This is a genomic window from Deltaproteobacteria bacterium HGW-Deltaproteobacteria-4 (assembly GCA_002841765.1).
In the GTDB taxonomy this organism is placed as follows: domain Bacteria; phylum Desulfobacterota; class Desulfuromonadia; order Desulfuromonadales; family UBA2197; genus UBA2197.
Map to the genome: position 1 here is coordinate 130,045 of PHAV01000008.1, position 7,660 is coordinate 137,704.

7 protein-coding genes and 2 pseudogenes are annotated in these 7,660 nt (G+C 55.3%); 2 read left to right on the forward strand and 7 right to left on the reverse strand.

What is annotated here, in order from left to right:
* Positions 1-135: 135 nt before the first annotated feature.
* Together CVU69_07215 and CVU69_07220 are read right to left on the reverse strand one after the other, a co-directional pair.
* Positions 136-717: a hypothetical protein gene (locus CVU69_07215; protein PKN12559.1), complete on the reverse strand. Its 582-nt coding sequence runs from the start codon at positions 715-717 to the stop codon at positions 136-138.
* A 99-nt stretch (positions 718-816) separates the two neighbouring features.
* Entirely contained in the window at positions 817-1,737 is a 921-nt protein-coding gene (locus tag CVU69_07220) for a mechanosensitive ion channel protein MscS (GenBank protein PKN12560.1), read from the reverse strand.
* A 263-nt stretch (positions 1,738-2,000) separates the two neighbouring features.
* Here CVU69_07220 and CVU69_07225 point away from each other — a divergent pair.
* Positions 2,001-2,197: pseudogene (locus CVU69_07225) on the forward strand (hypothetical protein).
* Positions 2,198-2,258: 61 nt separating this feature from the next.
* Here CVU69_07225 and CVU69_07230 read toward each other — a convergent pair.
* The 5 genes and pseudogenes from CVU69_07230 to malQ form a co-directional block, all read right to left on the reverse strand.
* Positions 2,259-3,170 (reverse strand): EF-P lysine aminoacylase GenX, encoded by a 912-nt coding sequence (locus CVU69_07230; GenBank protein ID PKN12561.1) that lies wholly within the window; start codon positions 3,168-3,170, stop codon positions 2,259-2,261.
* Positions 3,171-3,175: 5 nt separating this feature from the next.
* A complete protein-coding gene (gene efp / locus CVU69_07235) occupies positions 3,176-3,739 on the reverse strand; it encodes an elongation factor P (protein PKN12562.1) in 564 nt (187 codons plus the stop codon).
* Between the two features lie 100 nt (positions 3,740-3,839).
* Positions 3,840-4,964 (reverse strand): metallophosphoesterase, encoded by a 1,125-nt coding sequence (locus CVU69_07240; protein ID PKN12563.1) that lies wholly within the window; start codon positions 4,962-4,964, stop codon positions 3,840-3,842.
* A 474-nt stretch (positions 4,965-5,438) separates the two neighbouring features.
* A pseudogene (locus tag CVU69_07245) lies at positions 5,439-5,786 on the reverse strand (hypothetical protein).
* 99 nt (positions 5,787-5,885) lie between these two features.
* Entirely contained in the window at positions 5,886-7,376 is a 1,491-nt protein-coding gene (gene malQ, locus CVU69_07250) for a 4-alpha-glucanotransferase (protein ID PKN12564.1), read from the reverse strand.
* Positions 7,377-7,561: 185 nt separating this feature from the next.
* Between malQ and CVU69_07255 the strand changes: the two genes are divergently transcribed.
* A partial coding sequence (locus CVU69_07255; GenBank protein PKN12565.1) for a succinate dehydrogenase occupies positions 7,562-7,660 on the forward strand: 99 nt, incomplete at its 3' end.

A 7,660-nucleotide genomic window follows, 5' to 3' on the forward strand; every position in this document is an offset into this window, starting at 1 on the left:
GGGCTACGATGCGACAATTAAGAAGGATAAAATTATGAACCGCCCGGACAGCAAGCGGTCCGGGCGGTTTTCGTTGTGAGTGGGAATAAACCTCCTGCTTTTCTCTGGATCTGGCGGCGCCGCGCTGCAAGAGCATTAATTCCTTTGAGGCTCAATGGCAGCCAAACCCGCCGGCATTCCAAAGTCACGCACACTCTCCAGCCCGAATTCCAGCCAGACGATGGCGAGGATCTTCCCGGCATCGATAACCGGGGCGGCCAAATCAAGCGATCCAGGTTGAGGGCTTGGTCTGGATATCAACTCCGTCGCCGCTGTTGCCCAGGCGGCCTTCTCTCCACCCTCGCCGGTCGTGGCCAACTTGGCATCGCTTGAGTAGTCTACCGCAGCATCGGGCCGCAGAACGTGGATTCCTTCGACGCCAGGTATCCTCAAGAGACTGACGGCGGATATCTCGATACTCTCACGCCGTCCAGTCAGGATCGAGGGCGTGATTCCGGAGACAAAGGACCAAAGAACAGCCTCCGCCTGGCGGCCTGCGAGCGTTTCCGCCCATTGCGTAGCTTCACCCCGCAGGGTCGTGAGTTGTGCGCGATGAAGCTCGGCTGCCGCCGTCGCTTCCTTGACGCTCCGTCCATGCTCAAAATACCACCCAGCCGCAGCTCCTGCTGCAATGCAGACTAACGCAACCAAGACATAGGATAGAACCTTACTCTTCATTGCTGTGCCTCCTTCAGTTGTAGGTGGGGTTGTCCCACTTAGGTGGACGGTTAAGAGCTTTGAACTCCAGCGCTGAGAGCATACCTCTTTTTTTCATTCCTAGATCTTATCCAGCAATTGCTGTTTCTCTTTTTCAAGCTGTTCTGCTTTTTCGGCCTTATCGAACACAACTTCCTCAGCAACGGAAACGCTCTCTATGGGTACCGGTTTTGTCGCGGCGGGAATGACTTTCAAATCGTCTGGCAATCGCCGCTGATTCATAAATGCCGGTGACATAATTTCAACTCTGTTTCCATGCAAGGTGTCTAAAACACATCGACAAAGATTAGAACGAGCGGTTAGAAGGCTTTTAATCTCCCTCAACATTCCGCTTACTTTATAGGTGATTGAATAATTCCCAAGTTCCAGAATTTGAATGAACGGTTCCTCAAGACCGCATTCTTTAGCGGCATCCAGCAACAGAGATTCGACCTTTGAGTGATGAATATCGTAGCCTAAAGATAGGGTTGTTGAGACAATGGTGCCCGAACTGCGGGTCACGGAAATGGGGGTTGTAATCATGTATGTGTTTGGGAGGGCGACCAATTCCCGGTTCTCGGTTTGTATCTCTGTATCCAATAATCCACGTTCGACTACGCGACCGAAGTATTCTCCAACTTTGATGAAATCACCGGTACGGAATGGTTTTGTTACCCGAAGCATTAGTCCGGCCATAAGGTTCGCGAAGATTGTGCCTGATGAAAAGGCGAAGGTACCCGAAATTACCAAGCCGATAAGCGCGATAATCTGATTGCGGGAACTCACACTGACAGGAAGTGCAAGAGCAATTGCAATCACACCGACAAGAGTTAACCCTAGCATGACAAGCTGCCGGGGAAGCAGTCGCTCGTTTCCGAGGTCCGGGTGTCGGGCGATGAGTATTCGATGTGCGCCCCAAAGCAATACCCCAATAATAACGGATGTTCCCAAGAGAGGAAAAAACGGATTAATGAATTCAATAACGGTATTCAAAAATGACATATGCGATCCCTTTTTACACCCTCCCGAACGGTTCATGATAACCGGCGGCGACGCGAAGATTCAGCCGCCACAGCCATTAAGATTTTGCTCTTCAATGTTGCACAGACTGTATTTTCCGGCCGGTTAACTCCAAGTACGTGCCTTATTATATTCATCAGATTAAAGAATGCTATGCATTTTTCGTATTACCCCCAACGATTGAAGCGGCACGATTATCTGGCGCCTCCATCAGCATTCGAGCCTCTTTCAACGCGCCTCTCAAGATGCGACACAACGGGCCCGGGGTGGCTAAACAAGTCACCGGCCACGCCTTGCGTCACTCTTTTACCACCCACCTGCTGGAAGGGGGACCGATATTCGTACCGTCCAGGATTATCTCGGTCATACCGACCTACACACGACCATGATCGATACGCACGTTGTCAGCAATAATCCCCCTGGAAGGGCTCTCTCATCTTGATCGTTGAGACCTGATGATGACCGGTAGTGAGGGGAAGATGGCAAGATTTACAGGGGACGGTTCAGAGTTCTTCCGGGGGGAAGGCGACAACCGCATCGAGCGAAGCGGCACCGATCAGAAGCATGACCAGGCGGTCGACGCCGAGGGCGATGCCGGCGGAGGGGGGGAGATGGGTGAGCTCGGCAAGGAATGGCTCCGGGAGAGGGAGCGGAGTCTTCCCCAGTGCGCGGCGGGCGGACTCATCACTAGCGAGGCGCTGGCGCTGCTCGTCCGGGTCGGTCAGTTCGGAGAAGGCATTGGCGATCTCGATCCCGGCAATATAGAGCTCGAAACGTTCGGCAAGGTCGAGTTGATTCGCCTTACGGCGGGCGAGAGCGGCAAGTTGGGCAGGGTAATCATAAAGAAAGGTCGGTCGCCCTTGCCCGAGCCGCGGTTCGACCGCACTGGTCAGAATTTCATCAAACCGATCGGCGGCAAGGGCTTGGGCCAATGACAACGGAGCATAAGCGGCAAAGGCGTCGGCGACCGTGAGCCGCTCCCACGCGGGGGACAGGTCGATCGCGGTGCCTCGGACCTTGAGAACTCTCGACGGCACCAGCGCCCGCAGCAGGGCTTCGCAGTCGTCCATCAAATCGAGGTAATCGGCATCGCTGCGGTACCATTCAAGCATGGTGAATTCCGGCAGATGCCGCCCGCCTCGCTCCCCTTCGCGCCAGACCCGGCAAATCTGGAAAAGACGCGGATAACCGGCGGCAAGGAGGCGCTTCATGCAGAGTTCGGGGGAGGTGTGCAGAAACCAGCTACCGCTGCGCACGGCATCGATATGGAGCTCGGGAGCATTGACCGGAATGCGCTGCGGTGTCTCGACTTCAAGAAAATCCTGATCAATAAAGAAGGCCCGGATCGTTTGCACGATCCGGGCTCTTGCTTCCAGGGCGGGACGGCGCTTGGCCAGCTGCCAATTCCCTGCCATTGTGATTATTCTTTCACCCGGGTGACGTATTCGCCGCTGCGGGTGTCAATCTGAATGACATCGCCTTCTTCGACAAAGGGCGGCACACTCAGAGTGTAACCCCCTTCGACGGTGGCCGGCTTGCTGTTGCCGGCGGCGGTGTCGCCCTTGACCCAGGGGTCGGAACGCTCGACGCGGAGATTGACGAAGTTCGGCAGGGTGATGCCGATAGCTCGGCCGTTGAACATGAGGATTTCAACCTCCATGTTATCGCGCAAAAAGAGCTTGTCATCGCCGAGCGTCGCTTCCGAGAGATATATCTGCTCGAAAGTTTTGTTGTCCATGAAAACGTAGCCGGCTTCGTCCTGATAAAGATATTGCATGCGGACGTCTTCGAGTTGGGCCGGCTCGAAGGAGTCTCCCGAACGGTAGGAGCGGTCGAAAAGCGAGCCGGTGATCATATTGCGCAGCTTGCACTTGTAGATCGCCTGGCCCTTCCCCGGTTTGGCAAAGTCGAAACCGGCGATGATGTGGGGTTCACCGTCGATGAGGAGCTTAAGGCCTTTTTTCAGATCGGAACATGAGTACATAGAGATACGTTCTCCTTCAACTTCTTTTTAAATTTTCGGGGCTGGATTTAAACACAAGCAACACTGGTTGTCACGCAAAAACAGAGAATACTGCCTTCCATCAAGGGGATAAAGGGCGTTCGACAATAAAGAGGGTAATTTCCGGCGGCGAGAAGAGGCGCATCGGCGGTCCCCAGGTGCCGGTGCCGCGACTGGCGTAAAGCCAGGCGCCGGACGCCAGATGATAAAGGCCGTCCTGCTGCGGATAATGCAGTCGGGTGACAAGATTGAAGGGGAAAATCTGGCCGCGATGGGCGTGCCCCGAGAGTTGCAGATCGAAACGTCCCAAAGTGCTGGCATTGACCAGAGGGCGATGTTTGAGCAGCAGGGTGAAACCCACCTTTTCGACAGGAAGAAGTACCTCTTCCGTCTGCGCCTTGCCGGTTGCCGGATCATCGACACCAACGATACTCAATCCTGGTTGAATGATTATCCGCTGATTGCGCAGGACCGTGAATCCCCCCTGCCGGAGAAAGTAGAGAGCATCATTTATCCCGGCATAGACTTCATGATTACCGGTCACCGCGTATTTACCGAGAGGAGGGATCAATGATGCGGTCAACGGCACAAGTTCTTCGAGATGGTCAAGGCGGGCATCGACCATATCGCCGGTGGCAACGAGGAGATCGGGTTGAAGGTTGCGGATCTTCTCGACAACCGTGCGCAGCGTCCCTGCGCGATGAATCAGGCCGAGATGGAGATCAGAGAGTTGAACGATGCGTATGGAGTTCAACTCCGGCGGTAAAGCCGCGGAGCGGATCGTCACCGTTTCAATGTGGATTGTACTCGCTTCGTAAAGGGCATAAGTGCCGAGGAGCAGGGTCAACCCCAGCACGGCGATAGCGCTTGCCGATGCGTCCATTGGAACAAGGGCAAGGGTCGGGATGCTACGGTTAAACAGAAGGATGAGAGCGGAAACAAGGGCGCGCAGGGCAAAGAGGGCAAAGGCGATAAAGAGGAAACCGAGCCAGAGATAGCCACCCCAGGCAGCGATGCGTGCCGGCAGATCGGCACCGCTGCGCTCCAAAAGGCGACTGAGAATCGGCGCGACAATCATTAGGAGCGTCCAGCTCAGAGCCAGAGGGACGACGCAAGGGTGGTGCGGCAGGAGGGGACGCACACCCCGCCAGACCACGTAGTGCATCACTCCGTAAATACCGACGAACGAAAGAAGAAAAAAAGTCATCAGCTAAGAAAAAAGCCCCCGAAAAAAACTCCGGGGGCCTTGCATGCTGGACAGGTTGGGCTATTCAACTTTGACTGCAGCATCTTCGATCATGACTGAATATTTGTATCCGTAGCCAAAATCCTTATCTGCAACGACGACGCCGGAGACGAGGACCGTATCCCCCTGTTTGGCGACGCCACTGGTGGTGATGGTCAGATCGTTGCTCCCCTCCGAACCGGAACCATCCTGCACATGAATCCAGTTTTTCCCCATGATCTCCGGGCTGAATTTGACGACCTTGCCGCGAACCTTGATCGACTTGCCGGCGAGGCTCCCTTTTTCGGCGAAGACTTCCGCTACGGTCTTGTCGGCCTTCGCTATCCCGCTGATCTTTTGCGCCGGCTGGACAGCCACCTGCGGATGCCCTTCAACCGGAGCAACCTTCGCGGTCGCCATTGCACTGCTGCCGCCGTTGACCATGACACTGTCAACGAAGTAGACAACATCAAAGGTACGCTTCAGCGATTTGCTTTCGTAATTTTGCATGGCCATGGCGTTGGCAGGGAGTGTGACGTTGTCACCAACCGCCACCTTGAACTCGGGGGCTGCAGCCCACGACTTTGTCCCGCCGTTTTCGACCAATACGTAAGTGTAACCGCCGGTGTTCATCGTCTCAACGACTGTTCCGGTTATCCCTTGAACCGCGCCAGGAGCGGCCGAAGCAGCCGGAGCAACCACTTTGGCTTCAGGAACAGGTGCAGTTGCTTCTTTTTTGCTGCATCCGACGGTGAGACTGAGAGCCGCGACCGAAACGAGCATTAACGTTATGGATCTTTTCACTGGGGTGTTCCTCCATCTGAATGTGGTTTGTGGTGTGTCATTAAGTTGAAAATTTAACATACCTTTACGGCGGAGGGCAAGAGGGGCTCGGTCGATTTCTCAACGCCCGTAAAGGGTCGTTAAATCTCTAAGAAAATCCTGCCAGGACGGCAACAGGGAATCCCCTTGCCCTTGCCAGCGCCATTGCCAGTTACCCTCCGCGGCGCCCGGACGATTAAAACGGGCGGTGCTATCGAGCCGCAACAAATCCTGCAGAGGGAAGATGCAGAGACGGCTGACACTTGCGGCCGCCAGACGCAACAGTTCGGCGGCGGGGTCAACTACCGCTCGGCCCAGATAACGGGAAACAGCGCTGCGCTCTTCCTCACTGAGCTGTTGCCACCAGCCGACAGTGGTGTCATTGTCGTGAGTACCGCTGTAAACGACAGAATTACGCTGGTAATTATGCGGGAGGTAAGGATTTTCGGCACCACTGCCAAAGGCGAAGTGGAGGATCTTCATCCCTGGATAGCCGAAGTGATCGCGGAGCGCCTCGACATCGGGAGTGATGTAGCCAAGATCTTCGGCAATTACCGGCAGCGGCCCCAGACAGGCCGTCGCCGCAGTAAAAAACTCCTGACCGGGGACGTGGGCCCAAATGCCGTGAACCGCCGTCGGTTCCGCCGCCGGGATCGACCAGCACGCGGCAAAGCCGCGAAAGTGATCGATGCGGATGAGGTCATAGAGAACCAGGTTGCGGCGCAAGCGATCGATCCACCAGCTGAAGCCGTCGGTCCTGAGCTTCTCCCAGTTGTAGAGAGGGTTTCCCCAGCGTTGCCCGGTGACGGAGAAGTAGTCGGGGGGAACACCGGCGACCTGAGTGGCGCGCCCCTCTTTATCGAGTTGAAAGTAGTGCCGATGCGCCCAGACATCGGCAGAATCTTCGGCGACAAAGATCGGCAGATCGCCAAAGAGACGCACACCTCGGTCGGCGGCATAAGCCTTGAGGGTCTGCCACTGCTCAGCAAAGACGAATTGACTATAGGTTTCAACGGCAACCGCTCCTGACAGCTCGGTGCGGATGGCGAGGAGCGTCTCGGGCTCACGATCCCGTAACCCCGCTGGCCACTCCACCCAGGGATGGTTCCCCATATGGCTGCGAATCGCACTATAAAGGACATAGTCGTCAAGCCAGTAAGCTTCCTGTGCACAAAAATCGGCAAAGCGCTTACGGCGCTCCTGCGTAGCGCGCAATGAAAAGCCGGTGCTGGCCTGTTGGATCAGGTTAAATTTAAAGGTACGGACCGCCCCAAAGTCGATAACAGCAGCCGGGAAGGAGTGGGAAGGGATCTCTTCTGCGCTCAAATCTCCGCTGGCGACCAGAGATTCCAGGCTGATCAGCAGAGGATTGCCGGCAAAGGCCGAGAAGGAACTGTAAGGGGAATCGCCGTAACCGGTCGGACCGAGGGGGAGGATCTGCCAGACCTTCTGCCCGCATTCCTGCAGAAGATCAATGAATTCCCTGGCGGCAACACCGAGATCACCGATGCCGTGCGGCCCCGGCAGGGCCGTCGGATGGAGGAGGACGCCGCTGGCGCGTTCGATTAACAAAGTTACCTCCTTTTGGGGATTTTTTCACTTTGTAAGGATGCCATGTTTCTGGAGAATTACAAAGAAAAAGGACTATCTATCCGGAGAGTGAAGATTTGCCAGGTTTCATCCATAAAAAACTTGCCTGCATATCTTCTTTTCTGCTACCTTTTCGCCGCAAAATAACCCTTTTTAAGGAGTATCCTATGCGGTGGTTAAGTAGTTCATTGGGCAAGAAGTATGTGATGGCTTTGACCGGATTTTTTCTGGTCTTCTTTGCGCTGGCGCACATGCTGGGGAACCTG

Coding starts and splice junctions, on each gene's coding strand:
- CVU69_07215 (PKN12559.1), bottom strand. CDS start 717: ATGAAGAGTAAGGTTCTATCCTATGTCTTGGTTGCGTTAGTCTGCATT.
- CVU69_07220 (PKN12560.1), bottom strand. CDS start 1,737: ATGTCATTTTTGAATACCGTTATTGAATTCATTAATCCGTTTTTTCCT.
- CVU69_07230 (PKN12561.1), bottom strand. CDS start 3,170: ATGGCAGGGAATTGGCAGCTGGCCAAGCGCCGTCCCGCCCTGGAAGCA.
- efp (PKN12562.1), bottom strand. CDS start 3,739: ATGTACTCATGTTCCGATCTGAAAAAAGGCCTTAAGCTCCTCATCGAC.
- CVU69_07240 (PKN12563.1), bottom strand. CDS start 4,964: ATGACTTTTTTTCTTCTTTCGTTCGTCGGTATTTACGGAGTGATGCAC.